Origin of the sequence: Mitsuokella jalaludinii (assembly GCF_928722185.1) — a bacterium.
Taxonomy (GTDB): Bacteria; Bacillota; Negativicutes; order Selenomonadales; family Selenomonadaceae; genus Mitsuokella; species Mitsuokella jalaludinii.
Genome location: NZ_CAKMXA010000001.1, coordinates 1,249,280 through 1,267,058 on the forward strand (window position 1 = coordinate 1,249,280; position 17,779 = coordinate 1,267,058).

Genomic DNA, 17,779 nt, shown 5'->3' on the forward strand with positions numbered 1-17,779 from the left:
TGCCAGATGGCAGTCCTTTTTCTATGCCGGATAGGCCCGGGGCATCCTGCGTGTATGCATCAGATGCCAAAGTACTTCTTGGTGTTCTCGTAGCAGACATCACGGATCAGGCGGCCCAGCGCGTCCTTGTCGGACGGATAGAGCCCCTCCTCGACGAGCGAGGCGAGCACATCGCAGAGAATGCGGCGGTAGTACTCGTGGCGCGGCCAGAACAGGGCGCTGCGCGCATCCGTCGAGAAGCCGATGGCCGTGCCGATGATGCCGAGGCTCGCCATGTAGCCGAGCTGCGCGCGGATGCCGAGCGGCGTCTGGTTGATCCACCACGACGGGCCGAGCTGCAGATGGCCCTCATCCTCCGTCTGGAAGGCACCGAGGATCGAGCCGATGACGACCTGGTCCGACGGGTTCATCGAGCTCACGACGGTCTTCGGCAATGCCTCTTCGCGCGAGAGCAGGTCAAGGAGCAAGGCGAGGCCCTCGCCGTCGCTGCTCGCGCTGATGCAGTCAAAGCCTGCACCGCTGCCGAGCCCTGCCGCCATCTTGCTGTTCATATCGCGCAGGATGCCGTAGTGAAGCTGCATGACCCAACCGCGCTCCGCGTACTTCTTGCCGAGGAAGCGCAGGACAGCCGTCTGGTACTTCTCGACTTCTTCCTGCGTCGGCGCCCCCTTGCTGTTGATGACGCGGCCGACGATGTCATCGAGCTCGTACTCCTCCGCCTCGCGGTAGACAATGCGCGGGAAGGCGTGGTCAGCCGTGCGGCAGCCCATGCTGTCAAAGTAGGCGATGCGCTTCGCGAGCGCCTCGCGCACCTCCGTCATCGTCGAGATCTCGACGCCCGCCGTCTGGCCGAGGTCGTAGAGCATGTAATTGCCCCACTCCGGATTGGCGATGTCGAGCGCCGCATCGGGATGGAATACCGGCAGCACCTTCACGGGGAATCCCTGTTCCCTGATCTGGCGGTGCCACTTGAGGTTGTCTTCCGGATGGTCAGCCGTGAAGACCGCCTCGACATTGCCCTGCTCCAGGAGCGAGCGCACTGTCATCGTGCCATCTGCGAACTTCTCCGAGCAGACCGACCAGACATCGTCTGCCGTCTCTCCGCTGAGCACGTAGTGGCAGTCAAAGACGCGCTTGAGCACGAGATGGACCCACGTGTAGAGCGGATTGCCCGCCGCCCGTGCGAGCGACTCCGCGAAGTACTGGAAGCGCTCGCGCGCCGGTGCCTCGCCGCCCGTGATGAAGCGCTCCTTGACGCCATTGGCGCGCATGAGCCGCCGCGCGACGGGATTGTCGACGAGCACCTCCGTCAGATTGTGGTAGACGCGGTTCTCCGCAATGTCCCGCACGGGGATGTGCGTGTGGTAGTCGAGGATCGGCAGCTTCTCGGCATATTCGTGATACAGGTCTTCCGCAAATTCCGAGTGCAAGAGAAAATCTTCATCCATAAAACGTTTCATGATAGCCAGCCTCGCTTTCCTATATCGTTATCTTGCTAGAATAATTCGCGCTTTGCCCGAAGAATCCCTGCTGAGTGGACAGAAAAGTCGAACAAAAATTTGCATACTGCACAGCTATGACTACCATACCGTTTTCGTCCGACCTCCCATCCCATTCTATGGTATAATGGCATCAGCATCACTTCACCACAAAGAAAGAAGGTCTTTTTCCCACATGGATATCCTCTTGTTCCTGCTGCTCGGCATCGGTGTCGGCACCTTCGGCACGCTCGTCGGCATCGGCGGCGGCCTCATCTGCGTGCCGATCTTCATCCTGTTCCTGTCGGACGGCGGCGTCTACCCCTACTTCCACACGGCGGCCCAGATTGCGGGCACCTCGCTCATCGTCGTCATGGCCAACGCCATGAGCGGCACGCTTGCCTACATCCGCCAGAAGCGTGTGCTCTTCAGCGCCGCCATCCCGTTCGCCATCGCCACGCTCCCCGGCGCCGTGCTCGGCTCGTGGATCGTCAACAAGTTCAGCACGACGATGCTTGACCTCTACTTCGGCATCTTCCTGCTGCTGATGTCCATCATCATGTACTGGAACTCCACCCATAAGCCAGTCTCCAACGCCATGGATGTGTCGGAAGACTTCCAGTACAACCGCACGCTCGGCATCATCGCCAGCCTCGGCGTCGGCTTCATCTCGAGCATCTTCGGCATCGGCGGTGGCGTCATCCACGTACCGCTGATGATCTACTTGCTCGGTTTCCCCGTCCACGTCGCGACGGCCACGAGCCACTTCGTGCTGGCCTGCTCCTCCGCCTTCGGCGTCGTCAGCCACTTCATGCTCGACCACATCATCTGGATTCCCGCCATCTGCATCTCCATCGGCGCCGCCATCGGCGCCCAGATCGGCGCCAAACTCTCCAAGAAGACAAAGTCGAAAGTCATCCTCATGCTGCTCTCGCTCGCCATGTTCGCGCTCGGCATCCGCCTGATCCTCCTGGGCAGCGCCCACTGAGTTCCACAATCTTACACCCATATACACAAAAAAGGAAGAGCTCATCAGCCCTTCCTTTTTGTTTACCGTTTCTCCATAGCTTTGACCAAACCGCGCGCCTTCTCGAGGTCCATGTCCTTGAGCGTCGACGATACGACCGGCGCGCCGAAGATGGAGCAGGCGTACTCGAAGGCGTCCTGCCCGATGTGCAGCGGGAAGTCACGGCTGCTGCCGATGCTCGTGCCGGTGATGCCGGTAAGCTCGCCGATGAGGCGGTAGCCCTCCGGCGCCTTATGCGACTGGCCCAGATGGTACATGTCGAGGTAGAGGCGGTCGTAGCGCGTGCCGTCGACGCTGACAAGCTCGAAGATGTCCACCATCGCGTCGAGCACCTGGGACGTTGTCGAGCCGAGGCGGTGGAACGCCATGCGGCTCTCCGTGTCCGCCGTCAGCAGCCGTGACAGATACGTGACCTGCCCCGTCGGCCCGTTGACCGGGATAGGATTGTCCGCGCAGCGGCCAAACTCGCCCACCGCGCCCGGTAGCTCATCCGGCGTCTGCGCGCCATCGTCGAACTCCGCGAACATCATCGGCGGGTAGTCCGCATTCTGCAGCTCCACATCATTCAGGATATGGTACGAGCGCGAGAACAGCTTCATCACTGCTTTCGGCGACGGATCCGGCCCCAGAGCCTCAAACTCCTCGACTGTCGGCTTGATGCTCTTCTTCTGCTTCTTCGAGCCAGTGCCCTTCTTGCCTTTAAAAAAGAAATCCTTGATTGTCATATTATCCTCTCCTCTCTGCGCATCTCCATCATAGCAGAGAGTGATGCCCGGATCGTGTCAAAAAACATGTGAAGTTTGCGCCGTCATAGATGCTCGCCGATCCTATACCGTGGCAGGCCAAAATCCGCCGCCATCAGCTCCACCTTGCCATGCCCGATGATCTTCTGTATCAGACTGTCCTCAGTCTAACACAGGAGGGACGCTCAGAGGTCGTTTGGCAGGCGACAATCGCTCTTGCCATCTGCAGGCAGATACTGTATCATAATTCATATAAGAATCATATTTTTTAGATAATAATTTTCAAGACAAGAAAGGATGATTGACATGGAACCATGGCTTTTCTACGCACTGCTCTCCGCCGTCAGCGCGGCATTCGTCTCCATCTTCGGCAAGGTCGGCCTGCAGGGCATCGACAGCAACGTCGCGACAGCCGTGCGCGCCGTCATCATGGCGGTGTTCCTGATTGGTGTCGTCTTCGTGCAGGGTAACTTCTCGCACATGGCAGAGGTGCTGCAGGACAAGAAGGGACTGCTCTTCGTCGCCCTGAGCGGCATCGCCGGTGCAACCTCGTGGCTCTTCTACTTCCTCGCACTCAAGTACGGGCCCGTCTCCAAGGTCGCACCGATCGACAAGCTCAGCGTCGTCTTTGCCGTCATCCTGGCCGTCATCCTGTTCGGCGAGAAAGTCAGCCTTGTCCACGCCTGTGCCATCGCGATGATCGCGGCAGGCGGACTCATCCTGGCCATCTGGTGAGCAACAGCCCTTGAGATGCATCCTGAATCAACAAGGATGCCACCTCAAGGGCTTTAGTATATCACCAACGGCCAGGATAGATGCTCATCCCTGTCCCATCTGCCGAAGGACCTACATGGCCTGTGGTTTTAAAATAGGTCTTCCCATTTCCCTGGGGATCATAATTTCCTTCATCCACATAGATTGTGTGCGGATACTTAGAGTTTTTTTCTCCGTCCTTATTATAGTAGTACCCCGAATTTCTATTATAGGCAGCTTTCAGCTGATCGAAAGTCGTACCTTTATTATCCACAGCTGAATAATAAGTCACCACATAGTGACCATTGGGGTGAATCTTGACATACCAGCCATCCCCATCCTTTGTCTGGATATTGAGCTTCCTGGCTATTTCCCGTCCCTTCTCGCTGTCAGATGAGATTTCTATCTCCTGTCCCTTTTGCTGTGGATCTCCAAGTAAATCGGTCAATTTACCAAATCGTCCATCATGCAGCCTTTCTATAATCTCACTAGAAGACTGCGCAACGGACAGGCTTTCCTTCCCCAGAAGTTCTGCGGTCTGATTGAAAACAGAACGGATGGATTCCGCCAGCCCGCCTTGCCCATTGGAAGAATACAAACAAAGGCCTATGCCTGCCACCATGGCCAGTATCAGCGCATATTCAACGATTCCCTGTCCACTCTGCTTTTTCATCTGTATCACTTCCTTTGTAAAAGGTATAGCAAAAAAACAGGCAATCTGTCACGCTTGTTGGCGTCCCAGGTACTATCGCCCATCTCTGCGCCCGCCAGCTGCTCGTCACCAGGTCAGTGGACCACAACCTGGCACATCTTCATCGCCTGCAACGCATTCTCGTGGCTCTGCGGCATCACGCCAGCACAGCACGACGCGTCGACAGAGACAGGCACCTCCGGGAACGCCGCCTTGAGGATCATCGCATTCGCAACCACACAGATGTCCGTGCAGAGCCCCACAAGCTCAATCGCATCCGGCTCCAGCCCCGCGATGACCTTCGGCAGCTCCAGCGAGCCAAAGGTCGGCTTCTCCACGACAGCCGCCGCCTTCTCCACAAAAGGCTTCAGCGACGGCGCAATCTCCCAACCCTTCTCCGGCTTGATGCAGTGCGGCACCGGCAGGTTCTTCCCCTCCTGCGTCTCAAGGTAGTCCGCGCCGTGCGTGTCCTGCGTAAACACCAGCAGCGCCTCCTCCCGCTCCAACTTCTCCACCAGCCGCGGCAGCATCACCTGCGCCTCCTTCGTCCCCAGCGCTCCATCGATGAAGTCATTCTGCATATCAATCACGACAAGTACCTTGCGCATAACGACCGATCCTTTCAAAAAATCAACTTTTTCTTCATTATCGCACAAGGCAACTGTCTTGACAACGCCAAGTTGCAGATTGAATGCCGTTTATATCGCATAGGCCTATCTTATGATATAATGGAGAAATAGACAACGAACGAACCAAAAGGAGTAACTATGCTGACTTGTGTCGAGATTTGTGCAGGTGCCGGCGGGCAGGCCCTCGGGCTGGCGATGGCGGGATTTGTACATGTAGCATTAGTAGAATACGAAAAAGAATACTGCGATATCTTAAAAGAGAATCGACCAGAGTGGCCTATAATCTGCGCAGATGTCCATGATTTTGACGGCAAGCCATATCACGGCGTCGACCTGTTCGCTGGCGGCGTCCCTTGTCCGCCTTTTTCTGTTGCAGGCAAGCAACTCGGCGCTGATGATGAGCGCGACCTCTTCCCAGAGGCGCTGCGTCTCGTCCGCGAGATTGAGCCCCGAGCCATCATGCTGGAGAACGTACGTGGATTCCTTGACCCGTCATTCCGCGAATACCGCGAATACATACTGCGTTCCATCGCCCACATGGGATACGACGTGCAGATCAAGCTCCTGCAAGCGTCCGACTACGGCGTCTCACAATTGCGGCCGCGGGTTGTCATTGTCGGCATCCGCAATGACGAGCCAGGCCGTTTCACATTTTCATATCCAGCGCCTCATCCTGAACAGACACCGACAGTCGGCGCGCTCCTGCAAGACCTCATGGCAGAAGCTGGCTGGAAAGGTGCCAGGAAATGGGCAAAACAGGCAGACAAGATTGCACCTACCATCGTCGGAGGTTCCAAGAAGCATGGCGGTCCGGACCTGGGGCCTACACGTGCCCGTCGTGCCTGGGCAGAGATGCAGGTCGAAGGCAAGAGCATCGCGGACAAGGCACCTGATCCTGAATTTACCGGCATGCCACGGCTGACTCCGCGCATGATTGCCCGTATCCAGGGTTTTCCCGATACATGGGTATTCGGCAAGACCAAAACACGTGCTTGTCGCATGATTGGCAATGCATTCCCACCCCCTGTCGCAAAGGCAGTAGGAGAAAAGATAAAGGAGGCCCTCTATGCCAGTAAGCAAGGTTTTACTCTCACACGAGAGGAGTATATTTCATAAGCAACTCTTGGACACAATTCTTTCTGTCGATGCAGGTGGCATACCGTCCAACGCAGACCGGAGCAACAAGCTATCCGTACAACTCGCACAAGGAATCCACCAGAGAATCTTGCAGGAAGTTACCCTGCACGCGGACATTGCCCAGGAACAACCTACAACCTATATGAAACGCCAGAAGGCCCAGGGGCAGACAAGCGGCAGCATCTTTGAAGAGAAGACTATGGAATTCTTGCGTTCAACCTTTCCAAAACTGCAACATATCCGTCCAGGCAACTGGCATATCCTGAAACTCGGCAATAAGAACGCCATCAAGACCTCAGACTTTGCACAGTACGAGCACCTGGCCTATCTCAACGCACTAGTCAAGAGAGATTCTCATTTATCTGCCGCTCTCGGCAACGATTACATGGTAGCACCGGACATCATTGTCTATCGTGATCTCTATACAGACGAAGAGCTCAATACACCAGAAGCTATTGTCGATGACCATACAGCAAAGTCTGCCGCCATCCGTAAAATAAATGGAGGCAAGCCAATCTTGCATGCCTCCGTATCCGCAAAATGGACGATGCGAAGCGACCGTGCCCAAAACAGTCGTACCGAAGCCTTGAATCTTATCCGCAATCGCAAGGGCAGCCTTCCTCATATCGTCGTCGTCACGGGCGAGCCAACACCATCCCGCCTTGCCTCCTTAGCGCTCGGTACTGGTGACATCGACTGTCTCTACCACTTCGCACTCTACGAGCTCGTCGATACCGTCAATGAATTAGCCGCCGAGACACCAGCTGCAGAAGATACCCAACAACTCCTTCAAACCCTGATTGAAGGAAAGCGCCTCAAAGACATTTCCGATTTGCCGCTTGACCTAGGCGTTTAATGGTAAACATATAGGTACAGCCCAATAAAAGCGAGCATCCCCACTCACAGGATGCTCGCTTTCTTGTACTTTCTTATGCATTTGTCAAGGTAAAGTACGCAATCTCCGGCGGGCAGCCGAGGCGGAAGGGGAACCAGCTGCCGTTGCCGCTGTGGACGTAGCCGTAGGAATCGCCGAGTTTGACGAGGCCGCGGGTGTATTTGAATACGGGGAAGAGCGGCTGACCGAGGATGCCGAACTGGCTGCCGTGGGTGTGGCCAGTCAGGGTCAGGGCGATGCTATGGGCGGCTCCGTCGTCGATGTATTCGGGGTGATGGGCGAGCAGGATAGAGGGGACGTTTTCGGGCAGATTCTCGATGGCCTGTTGCATGTAATTCTTGCGCTGTGCCTCGAAATGGGGACGGTCCATCGGGTAGTCGACGCCGAGCATGTAGAGGTTCTTGCCGGGCACTTTGCGGCTCTCATTGATGAGGACGTTGATGCGCGTTTTGGCTAGATACTTGCGGATGGTATCGATGCCGCGGAAGTGCTCGTGATTGCCGAACGCAAACCAGATGCCGTCGGGAAATGCATCGGCGTAGCGATCGAGAATCCTGGCAGCTTCTTCGTTCTGCGTCACGTCGTCAAAGAGGTCGCCGGTGACGGTGAGCATATCGGGCTTTTGGGCGGCAATGCGGCGCAGCAGGGAATCGAGTTCGGCGACGGAAAAGAAACTGCCGAGATGGACGTCGCTGATCTGCGCGAGGCGGTACCCCTCCCCCGCTCCGAGCCCTTTGACTGGAATCGTGAAGTTGCGCTCGACAGTCGCCTCACGTTCCCAGAAGCCGCCGTAAATGCTGAGACCAGCGGCCACGGCGGGATAGACGGCTGCATGACGGAGAAGGCGCCTGCGGCTCTCGTCGACGGGCACGGCCATCATGCGGCGCCAGAAGAAGCGGACGATGACTGCTACAAGAACAAAGGCCGTGCAGATGAGCTGCGTCATGAAGCCGACGATGACCGTCTCGATGATGAGGCTCGGCCCTGATATGAGATGGTAGATGATGGCGCGGCCAATGAACCAGCCCATGCCGATGGCGTCGAACAGCAGCATGACGATGCGCACCCGACGCAATGATCTGCCGGAGAAGAGGTAGCGCGTCGTGAAGAGAAGGCAGGCGATGACGGAGACGACCATGACGATCATGATGAGTGTGAACCAGGTCAAAAGATTCCCTCCTAAATGTAACAACAAAAAGCAAATCTTGCAGAAAAAAATAGACCGGATGACCGGTCTTTGCCTCAATTGGCCTGAGGTGGGCGTGCCTCCTGGCACGGGCCTGGCTCAAGCCAAGCCACGAAGGTGAGCGGATTCGGCCTGCCGTTCCCGGTAGTACCAGCGGATGGATTTGCCGATTGCACAGCGCACGGCATCGAGCTCTCCGCGTTTCGCTAGTTTCTTGAGCTGATTGACGTCAAAGCCACTGACGGACAAGTAACTTGCAGAAAGGAAACCTCCTCGTTTCAACATCTTGCGATAGCTCGCACTGTCACGACGGTCCATTTCAATGTTCTTGATTGCCATATTCAATCCCCCCACAATGTTGGTCTTATTTACAAAGACACCTTCGGGCAAGTACATTATACCACAAAATTGTAAGCCGGGCTACACTTCCAAGATACCTTTCCATTTATTTTTGCATAAAAATACGCTATAATGAGGATGTTATCTCTGTGTATTGGTATGTTACCTTTTTGCCTTTTAGGAGGGTTACTATGCTTACTGCCTTGACGAAGGAATATCCTCTGCCGAGTGAGCTGCAGGAGCGCATCGATCTGGTGCTTGAATCCCACGACTGCGACCCGACGCAGATTGTCGGCATCCTGCTCGATGTGCAGGCACTAAACGAGCGCCACTATGTGCCGGAGACGACGGCTTACTACATCGCGGACCGCCTCAAGATGCGCGTGACGAATATCTTTGACTGCCTGAAGTTCTACAGCGAGCTCTCGCCGGTGCCGCGCGCGAAGTATCCGATCCAGGTCTGCTGTTCGCCGGCCTGCCGCGTCAATCGCGTCGATTCGCACCGCCTGATCTCGACACTCGAGCAGCTGCTCGACATCAAACTCGGCGAGACGACGTATGACGGGCGCTTCACGCTCGAGCAGGTCACCTGCATCGGCGCCTGCGACCGCGCACCGGCCGTGCGCATCAACGGGCACGTCTACGACCATCTCGACACGCAGGAAAAGATTGAAGCGCTGTTGCGCTCCCTGCCCTGAGCTGGAGGAGGTTAACACATGCAAGTACATTTTCTGACCAAGAACTTCGGCAAGTACGACACTTCGTCGATCGGTTCCTACATGAATGTCGGCGGCTTCGAGGCGCTGCGCAAGGCGGTGACGATGGACCCGGAGAAAATCACAGACCTCTTGACGAAGGTCAAGATCAAGGGGCGCGGCGGCGCGGAGTACCCGCTCGGCCGCAAGTGGTCGCAGGCGCGCGCCGTCCGCGGCGAACGCAAGGTCGTCATCTGCAATGCCGACGAGGGCGAGACGACGACGTTCAAGGACCGCGAGCTCATCTGCCACGACCCGTTCAATCTCATCGAGGCCATGATCATCGCGGCCTACGTCGTAGGCGCCTCGGACGGCTTCATCTACATGCGCGCGGAGTACGCCTGCTACCGCCCGCTGCTCCTGAACGCAATTCGCCAGGCGAAGAACTACGGCTTCCTCGGCACGAACATCCTCGGCCGCGGCTTTGACTTCGACATCCACCTCTACTCAGGCGCCGGCGCCTACGTCTGCGGCGAGGGCACCGCCCTGATCCGCTCGATTGAGGGCAAGGCGGGCCGCCCGCGCATGAAGCCGCCGTTCATCAAGGTCAGCGGCGTCTTCGCCCGCCCGACCTGCCTCAACAATGTCGAGACGCTGTCGCTCGTGCCGCACCTCTTGCTCGACGATGCGGGCGTCTACGCCTCCTGCGGCAGCGGAGAGTCGATCGGCACGAAGCTCATTAGCGTGGCGGGCAATGTCAACCGCCCGGGCGTCTTTGAGATCCCGTTCGGCACGACGGTGCGCGAGATCCTCTACGACCTCGCCGGCGGCATCCAGCACGACCGCAAGATCCAGCTGATCCAGTTTGGCGGCGCCTCGGGCAAGATTGCGGACGCTTCCATCCTCGACACGCCGTACACCTACGAGGACCTGCGCGCAGCCGGCGTCATGGTCGGCTCAGGAGGCATGCTCGTCATTGACGAGCGCACAAGCGTGCTCGATTTCCTGCGCATGAATCAGGAATTCTTCTGGGAGGAAAGCTGCGGCCAGTGCACGCCGTGCCGTGAGGGCAATCTCCACATCAAGATCATCCTCGACAAGATGGCCGCGGGGACGGCCACGCGCGAGGACATCGCCATCATGATCAAGATTGCCCGCGTCATGAGCATGTCCTCGCTCTGCGGCCTCGGCGAGACGGCACAGAACACGCTGATGTCGGCCATGAAGGTTTTCCCGGATCTCTTTGATATTGGAGGAGCGCGCGCATGAGTACGGAGACTGCAAAAATGACGAATCAAGAACAAGAGATGGTCCACCTGACCATCAACAACATCCCGCTCGCTGTGCCCAAGGGCACGAAGATCATGCAGGCGGCGCAGGAGCTCGGCATCGATATCCCGCATCTCTGCTACCACGAGGACCAGCGCATCAAGGCGCGCTGCCGCCTCTGCTCCGTCGAGGTAGTCGGCAAGCGCCGCTTGCTCGCGGCCTGCTCGACAGAGGTCTGGGAGGGCATGGAAGTCCACACGGACACGCAGATTGTACGCGACACGCAGGTCGCCATCCTGCAGCTCATGCTCGCCAATCACCACAAGGACTGCCTCTCCTGCCCGCGCAACCAGAACTGCGATCTGCAGCGCCTCTGCAGCCGCTTCAACATCCAGCACTCCTCACTGCCGTCCGTCTGCAAGGAGGAGCCGCGCATCGTGACGAATCCCGCCATCGTGCGTGACCCGTCGAAGTGCATCCGCTGCGGCCGCTGCATCCGCGCCTGCAAGGATGTGCAGGGCATCGCGGCGCTGACGTATGCGGGGCGCAGCAGCGACATCATCGTCACGACGGCCTACAACAAGCCGATGGAGACGACGGACTGCATCCTCTGCGGTCAGTGCAGCCTCGTCTGCCCGACGGGCGCGCTCGTCGAGAAAGACGATACGGAAAAAGTGCTCGACGCGCTGCAGGATCCGAAGAAGCACGTCATCGTGCAGGTCGCGCCGTCGGTACGCGTCTCCCTCGGCGATGCCTTCGGCATGGAGCCAGGCGCCATCGTGACAGGCCAGATGGTCACGGCGCTGCACCTCCTCGGCTTTGACAAGGTCTTCGACACGAACTTCGGCGCCGACCTCACGATCATGGAGGAAGGCACGGAATTCCTCGACCGCCTGCAGCATGGCGGGGTGCTGCCGATGATGACCTCGTGCTGCCCGGGCTGGGTCAGCTACGTCGAGAAGCACTACAGCGACTGCCTGCCCCATCTCTCCTCGACGAAATCGCCGATGAGCATCTTCGGCGCCGTCGCCAAGACGTACTACCCGAAAGCGGCCGGCATCGACCCCAAGGACATCGTGACGGTGTCCGTCATGCCGTGCACGGCGAAGAAGTTCGAGGCTGCGCGCCCGGAGATGGGCCGCGAGGGCCGGCAGGATGTCGACATCGTGCTGACGACGCGCGAGCTCATCAAGCTCATCAAATACGTCGGCCTCTCCTTCGGCCAGCTGCCTGAGACGGACTTCGACAGCCCGCTCGGCACGGCCTCGGGCGCCGGCGCGATTTTCGGCACGACGGGCGGCGTCATGGAGGCCGCCCTGCGCACGGTCTGCGACAAGCTGACGGGCAAGACGCTCGAGCGGCTCGACTTCCAGGAGGCGCGCGGCTTCCAGGGCATCAAGGAGTGCACGCTCGAGATTGGCGGCCATACGCTGCACATCGCAATCGCGCACACGCTCAAGAACGCGGAGATTCTCATGGAGCAGGTCCGCAAGGGCATCTCGCCCTATGACTTCATCGAGGTCATGGCCTGCCCCGGCGGCTGCATCGGCGGCGGCGGCCAGCCCGTCGGCACGACGAACGCCGTCAAGAAGAAGCGCATGCAGGCACTCTACGAGATTGACCGGAATCTGCCTGTCCGCAAGTCGCACGAGAATCCCGTTCTGCAGGTGCTCTACCGCGACTTCCTCGGCGAACCGGGCCAGGGCAAGGCACACGAACTCCTGCACACGAGCTATAATGCCGTGCCAAAAGAGTACCGATTCTGATGCGCTTCCATCCGCTTGACAGACAGGGGCCGCAGTGGTATGGTAGAGACAATATGAAACCGTTGAAGCGAGGATAACGTCAGATGAGCGCCTGCAGAGAGTCCGGGGAGCTGCGATCCGGATGGCATGCAGTCTGGCAAATGGGTCGCTGAGGGCGCACTGAACCTCTCGGGAATAGTCCGGGAGCAGTAGGCTGCGACGTCAGGCACGCGTCAGTTGCCGGGAGCATGCCTGTGCTCCGCTAAGTGCATGGCTCGTCCATGAAACAGGGTGGCACCGCGAGAATTTCGTCCCTGGCAGTATAAGAGATACTGTCAGGGATTTTTGTTTTCCTGACAGCTGAGCCGATGAACAGAAAGGAAGCTTCACCATGGAAAACGAAACCAAGAAAATCATCCTCTCCGGCATCCAGCCGACGGGCGTCTTCACGCTCGGCAACTACCTCGGCGCAGTCCGCAGCTGGAAGAAGATGCAGGAGGACTACAACTGCTACTACTTCATCGCCGACCTGCATTCCATGACCATCCACATTGACCCGCAGAAACGCCGCCAGCAGACGCGCGAGGCCTTCGCCCTGCTGCTCGCCTGCGGCATCGACACCGAGAAGAGCCTTGTCTTTGTACAGAGCCACAACAAGTGCCACGCCGAGATGGGCTGGATCATGGACTGCTGCTCGCAGTTCGGCGAGCTCTCGCGCATGACGCAGTTCAAGGACAAGTCGGCCAAGCATCCGGACAACATCAATGCCGGCCTCTTCACGTATCCGGCCCTGATGGCAGGCGACATCCTGCTCTATCAGGCGGATTACGTGCCGGTCGGCGCTGACCAGACACAGCACCTCGAGTTCACGCGCGATGTCGCCACGCGCTTCAACCACACGTACGGCGAGGTCTTCAAGCTGCCGGAGGGTTACTTCCCGAAGGCCGGCGCGCGTGTCATGAGCCTGCAGGATCCGACGAGCAAGATGAGCAAGTCGGACACGAACCCGAAGGCCACGATCTCAATCCTCGATGATGAGAAGACCATCCTCAAGAAATTCAAGAGCGCCGTCACGGACAGCGAGGCCTGCGTGCGCTTTGACCCGGATAAAAAGCCGGGCGTCAGCAACCTCATGACGATCTACTCGGCCATCACGGGCAAGACCATGGAGGAAATCGAATCCGAATTTGCCGGCAAGGGCTACGGTGATTTCAAGGCTGCCGTCGGGCAGGCCGTCGCCGATGAGCTGCGCCCAATCCGCGAGAACTTCGCGCGTCTCATTCAGGACCGCAGCTACCTCGAAGAAGAGATGAAGAAAGGTGCTGAGCGCGCGACCTACATCGCCAACAAGACGCTGACGAAGGTCAAGAAGCGCGTCGGCCTGCTGCTCGCAAAATAATCGTAATATCACACAAAAAGGCATGCCCCGGAATCCGGGGCATGCCTTTTTGTGTGTGATGTTGTTTTATAGGTGTGAGTATAGGTGCGGGATCAGCCGATCTTGAGTTTCTCCTGCGCCGAGACATGGCGGTCGAAGCCGATGTCTTTCTTACTCATGCCGAGCGCCAGGCCGATGAGCTGCTGCAGGTGAAGGATTGGGATCTCGACGGACGACTGGACAGCCTGGCGGCCTTCCGGCTCGTACATGTCGAGCTGCATCTGGCAGAGCGGGCACGGTGTGACGATGAGGTCGGCATGGGCGCGGCCGGCGCTATCGACGATCTGGCCCGTGACCGTCAGCACATCGTGCTCGGCAGCGAGCTGGGCGTGGAAACCGCAGCACTTGCGGTGCGCGTCGAACCAGACCGGCGTGCCGCCGAGACGGCGGACAAGGCGCTCCAGCGACTCTGGGTACTTGCCGTCCTCATGGCTCATGATGTCCTGCGGGCGCAGGATGTGGCAGCCGTAGTAGGCGGCGATCTTCGTGCCCTGCAGGGCGTCCGTGACCTTGCCCTCGAAGAGCTCCGGATGGTCATCGAGTACCCAGAGGAAGTGCGTGATTTCGCTCGTGCCCTTGTACTCGTACGGATGGCCGGCCTCCTTGAGGATGGCATTGACCTTGTCCTTGAGCGCCGCATCGTGGTCGAGGCGGTACTTGGCCGTGCGCAGCTGCAGCGTGCAAGTGTTGCAGACCGTCAGGATGGGCAGGCCCATGTTCTCGGCAATCGAGATATTGCGCGCATTGACAGCGAGCGCCGCGAGGTCATTGACGCCCTGCGCGTGCGAGGCGCCGCAGCACGTCCAGTTCGGGATCTCCTCCAGCTCGATGCCGAGCGCTTCGCATACCTTCTGCATGGAGGTATAGGCTTCGGCTGCAGCCCCCTTGAGGACACAGCCCGGGAAAAATGCAAATTTCATCGCTTACTCCTCCTCTTTCTCTGCCGCCTTGACGATGGCTGCGATGGTCTTGACCTCCGGATTGACCGGATGCGACTCCAGCGGGTTCATCTTGCCGACATGCATGAGGCGCAGAGCCATCGGAGCACGCAGGCCAGCCATGAAGAAGCCCTCCGACTTGATGTTGAGCTTCGACTCGTCGAGCGTGCCCGACTCCTGGATGTCGTCGTAGATTGCCTTGGCGTGGCGCGCGCCGACATTGTCGTCGAGGTGGTACTTGAACGTCGCGGCCTTGAGCTTCTCGATGGCACCGGCCGGGTCGAGATGCTTCGGGCACTTCGCCGTGCATTCCTGGCAGTTGAAGCAGCGCCAGAGGCCGGCGTCGAGGACAGCCTTGAGGTGTTCCTTCGGGTCCTTGTCGCGCGAGTCAGCCGTGATGCGCTCTGCCTTGACGAAGGCAAACGGATCGAGGAAGTCCTTCTGGTTCAGCGTGTTCTTGTTGCACTCCGAGACGCACGAGCCGCAGAGGATGCAGCCGGCGTACTTCTTGTATTTGTCGAAGTCGGCCGGCGACTGGCGGCAGCCATCTTCGGCGCTGAACTCGTCCTTCGGATGGACGACGGGCTTGACTTTCTTAATGCGCGCGTACTTCGGATCCCAGTCGACGATGAGGTCGCGGATGACGCGGAAGTTGCCGAGCGGCTCTACTGTCAGCGTCTCGGTCTGGTAGCGCGCGATGAGGTCAGCGACGAGCTTCTCGCAAGAGAGCTCGGCATTGCCGTTGACGCGCACGGCGCAAGCGCCGCAGATGCTCGAGCGGCAGGAGCATGTGAAGGAAAGGGTCGGATCCTGATGCTCCTTGATGCTGATCAAGGCCTCGAGGACCGTCATGCCCTTCGTGACCTCGACCGTGTAGTCCTGCACCCACTTGCGCCCTTCTACGAAGCGATGGATTCTCAGTGTAGCCATGATCAATACTTCCTTTCCTTCGGCTCATATTTCGTGACGACGACATCCTTGTATTCAAAGCGGTACTTGCCGTCCTCCTTGAATACGAGCGTGTGCTTGAGGAAGTTCTTGTCGTCGCGCTTCGGGAAGTCGCGGCGCGTGTGCGCTCCGCGGCTCTCCTTGCGGGCAATGGCGCCCTGGACGATGGCCTGCGAGATCTGCAGGAGGTTGCCGAGCTCGATGTACTGCTCATAGGCCGTATTGTAGATGTGCGACTGGTCGCCGACGTAGCAGTTCTTGTACTGGTCTTCGAGGACGGAGAGCTCTTTGGCGGCTGCCTCGAGGTCCGGGCCGTTGCGGAAAACGCCGGCCTTGAACCACATCGTCTTGACCATGTCGTCGCGGATTTCCGGCACCGTGCGATTGCCGTCATGCGGGCGCGAGGTGACCTCTTCGAAGGAGTCGAGCCACTTCTTGCTGTCCTTCGTCAGCTGGTCCTGGCTGCCCTCGTACTTGTGCTCCTTGGCGTAGGCTGCGGCGCCGTCGCCGGCCGTGTGGCCGAAAACGAGGACCTCCGAGAGGGAGTTGGCGCCGAGGCGGTTGGCACCGTGGACCGAGACACAGCTGCACTCGCCGGCCGTGTAGATGCCCGGCACGCGCGTCTCGCCCGTGTGGAAGTCGGCCATCTCGAGGCCACCCATCGAGTAGTGGCAGGTCGGGCTGATGAGGACCGGCTCCTTCGTGATGTCAACGCCGGCAAAGCGCTTCGCGAGGTCTGCGACCTGGCCGAGGCGCTGGTGGATGCGCTCGGGTGGGATCTTCGTGAAGTCGAGATAAACGCCGGCCGTGATACCCTCGCCGATGCCGCGGCCCTGCTCGATCTCCGTCGCGATGCCGCGGGCGACGATGTCGCGCGTCGCAAGTTCCATCTTCTCTGGCGCATACTTCTTCATGAAGCGCTCGCCGTCCTTGTTGACGAGCAGCGCGCCCTCAGCACGGCTCGACTCAGAGAGCAGGACGCCGTTGACAGAAAGGCCCGTCGGGTGGAACTGCACCATCTCAGGGTCCTTGAACGGGATGCCGACGTTCATGCCGGCGACGATGCCGTCGCCCGTCGAGCTGTACGGGTTCGACGTGCGGACCCAGTAGGCGCGGCCGTAGCCGCCCGTCGCGATGACGATGGTCTTGGCGGGGATGCCGATGATGTTGCCGCTGCGCATGTCCATGGCGACGACGCCAGCGAGCTTGTCCTTCTTCTCGCCCGCCATCGAGATCTCGAGCATCTGGCACTCGGAGATGAAGTCGATGTCGTGCGCAAGGCACTGCTCAAAGAGCGTGTGGACCATCGCGTGGCCGGCGCGGTCCTCGAAGTAAGCGGCGCGTGCATGGGCGTGGCCGCCCATCTTGCGCTGATGGAAATGGCCGTCATCCTGGCGGTTGTAGGGATAGCCCATGTAGTCCATCTCATAGATGTTCTTGCCGGCGCGCTCGACGAAGTACTCGACGGCATCCTGGTCGCAGAGGTAGTCGCCGCCCTTTATGGTATCGAAGGCATGCGACTCGAAGCTGTCGTTCGGGTCCGTGACGCCCGTGACGCCGTTCATGCCACCCTGTGCCATCGTCGAGGCCGAACGCGTCGGCACGAGCTTCGTCAGCACGGCAACCTTGAGGTCCTTGTTCTCCGCTGCAGCGAGCGCGGCGCGCATGCCGGCACCACCGCTGCCGATGATCAGAACATCGTATGTGACATCACCCTTCTGGACTTTTTCCGGTATGTTCCGGCCATTCCAGGTGAAGTACGATCCCGCTGCCAGGACGACACCGGCTGCCGCTGCGCCCTTGATGAAGGTGCGGCGCGAAATTTCCCTTGACATTGCTGTCCCCTCCCGATTGTTGACGAGTAGTGA

At 59.0% G+C, this 17,779-nt stretch carries 17 protein-coding genes; 8 read left to right on the forward strand and 9 right to left on the reverse strand.

The features are described 5' to 3' along the window. Positions 1-59 precede the first annotated feature (59 nt). A complete protein-coding gene (uxaC, locus tag QDI87_RS05935; RefSeq protein ID WP_036374133.1) occupies positions 60-1,460 on the reverse strand; it encodes a glucuronate isomerase in 1,401 nt (466 codons plus the stop codon). A 214-nt stretch (positions 1,461-1,674) separates the two neighbouring features. On the opposite strand from uxaC, the gene QDI87_RS05940 reads away from it, so the two are divergent. Continuing rightward, the gene (locus QDI87_RS05940; protein ID WP_278742506.1) at positions 1,675-2,466 is read left to right on the forward strand and encodes a sulfite exporter TauE/SafE family protein; all 792 of its coding nucleotides are present in this window, start codon (positions 1,675-1,677) and stop codon (positions 2,464-2,466) included. 62 nt (positions 2,467-2,528) lie between these two features. Here QDI87_RS05940 and QDI87_RS05945 read toward each other — a convergent pair whose 3' ends face one another. Then, entirely contained in the window at positions 2,529-3,230 is a 702-nt protein-coding gene (locus tag QDI87_RS05945) for a hypothetical protein (RefSeq protein ID WP_278742508.1), read from the reverse strand. Between the two features lie 324 nt (positions 3,231-3,554). Between QDI87_RS05945 and QDI87_RS05950 the strand changes: the two genes are divergently transcribed. Next, positions 3,555-3,983, forward strand: a complete 429-nt coding sequence (locus QDI87_RS05950) for an EamA family transporter (protein ID WP_036374141.1) — start codon at positions 3,555-3,557, stop codon at positions 3,981-3,983. 61 nt (positions 3,984-4,044) lie between these two features. Here QDI87_RS05950 and QDI87_RS05955 read toward each other — a convergent pair whose 3' ends face one another. Then, positions 4,045-4,674 (reverse strand): Flp family type IVb pilin, encoded by a 630-nt coding sequence (locus tag QDI87_RS05955; RefSeq protein WP_036374144.1) that lies wholly within the window; start codon positions 4,672-4,674, stop codon positions 4,045-4,047. 113 nt (positions 4,675-4,787) lie between these two features. Next, on the reverse strand, positions 4,788-5,300 hold the full coding sequence (locus QDI87_RS05960; RefSeq protein WP_036374146.1) for a cysteine hydrolase family protein: 513 nt from the start codon (positions 5,298-5,300) through the stop codon (positions 4,788-4,790). 159 nt (positions 5,301-5,459) lie between these two features. On the opposite strand from QDI87_RS05960, the gene QDI87_RS05965 reads away from it, so the two are divergent. Together QDI87_RS05965 and QDI87_RS05970 are read left to right on the forward strand one after the other, a co-directional pair. Continuing rightward, positions 5,460-6,437: a DNA cytosine methyltransferase gene (locus QDI87_RS05965; protein WP_036374489.1), complete on the forward strand. Its 978-nt coding sequence runs from the start codon at positions 5,460-5,462 to the stop codon at positions 6,435-6,437. Further along, positions 6,388-7,314, forward strand: a complete 927-nt coding sequence (locus tag QDI87_RS05970; protein ID WP_036374149.1) for an NgoMIV family type II restriction endonuclease — start codon at positions 6,388-6,390, stop codon at positions 7,312-7,314. Before QDI87_RS05965 ends, QDI87_RS05970 begins: the two co-directional genes overlap by 50 nt. 73 nt (positions 7,315-7,387) lie before the next feature. Here QDI87_RS05970 and QDI87_RS05975 read toward each other — a convergent pair whose 3' ends face one another. Together QDI87_RS05975 and QDI87_RS05980 are read right to left on the reverse strand one after the other, a co-directional pair. Further along, positions 7,388-8,521 (reverse strand): metallophosphoesterase, encoded by a 1,134-nt coding sequence (locus QDI87_RS05975; RefSeq protein WP_244881825.1) that lies wholly within the window; start codon positions 8,519-8,521, stop codon positions 7,388-7,390. A 117-nt stretch (positions 8,522-8,638) separates the two neighbouring features. Beyond that, positions 8,639-8,878, reverse strand: a complete 240-nt coding sequence (locus tag QDI87_RS05980; protein WP_005841398.1) for a hypothetical protein — start codon at positions 8,876-8,878, stop codon at positions 8,639-8,641. 191 nt (positions 8,879-9,069) lie between these two features. Between QDI87_RS05980 and QDI87_RS05985 the strand changes: the two genes are divergently transcribed. The 4 genes from QDI87_RS05985 to trpS all read left to right on the forward strand — a co-directional run bounded on the left by QDI87_RS05985 (position 9,070) and on the right by trpS (position 13,986). Then, entirely contained in the window at positions 9,070-9,576 is a 507-nt protein-coding gene (locus QDI87_RS05985; RefSeq protein ID WP_036374152.1) for an NAD(P)H-dependent oxidoreductase subunit E, read from the forward strand. 18 nt (positions 9,577-9,594) lie between these two features. Beyond that, positions 9,595-10,842: a complex I 51 kDa subunit family protein gene (locus QDI87_RS05990; RefSeq protein WP_036374156.1), complete on the forward strand. Its 1,248-nt coding sequence runs from the start codon at positions 9,595-9,597 to the stop codon at positions 10,840-10,842. A gap of 17 nt (positions 10,843-10,859) precedes the next feature. After that, complete coding sequence (locus tag QDI87_RS05995) at positions 10,860-12,608, forward strand: NADH-dependent [FeFe] hydrogenase, group A6 (RefSeq protein WP_036374495.1); 1,749 nt, start codon at positions 10,860-10,862, stop codon at positions 12,606-12,608. 370 nt (positions 12,609-12,978) lie between these two features. Further along, complete coding sequence (gene trpS / locus QDI87_RS06000) at positions 12,979-13,986, forward strand: tryptophan--tRNA ligase (protein WP_036374157.1); 1,008 nt, start codon at positions 12,979-12,981, stop codon at positions 13,984-13,986. A gap of 92 nt (positions 13,987-14,078) precedes the next feature. On the opposite strand, the gene QDI87_RS06005 is transcribed toward trpS, so the two are convergent. Genes QDI87_RS06005 through QDI87_RS06015 form a run of 3 tightly spaced genes read right to left on the reverse strand, consistent with a single transcriptional unit; the run spans position 14,079 to position 17,746 of the window. Beyond that, on the reverse strand, positions 14,079-14,945 hold the full coding sequence (locus tag QDI87_RS06005; protein ID WP_036374160.1) for a CoB--CoM heterodisulfide reductase iron-sulfur subunit B family protein: 867 nt from the start codon (positions 14,943-14,945) through the stop codon (positions 14,079-14,081). Between the two features lie 3 nt (positions 14,946-14,948). Then, a complete protein-coding gene (locus QDI87_RS06010; RefSeq protein WP_303696180.1) occupies positions 14,949-15,893 on the reverse strand; it encodes a succinate dehydrogenase/fumarate reductase iron-sulfur subunit in 945 nt (314 codons plus the stop codon). Positions 15,894-15,895: 2 nt separating this feature from the next. Beyond that, a complete protein-coding gene (locus QDI87_RS06015; protein WP_036374163.1) occupies positions 15,896-17,746 on the reverse strand; it encodes an FAD-dependent oxidoreductase in 1,851 nt (616 codons plus the stop codon). Between the last annotated feature and the right edge of the window lie 33 nt (positions 17,747-17,779).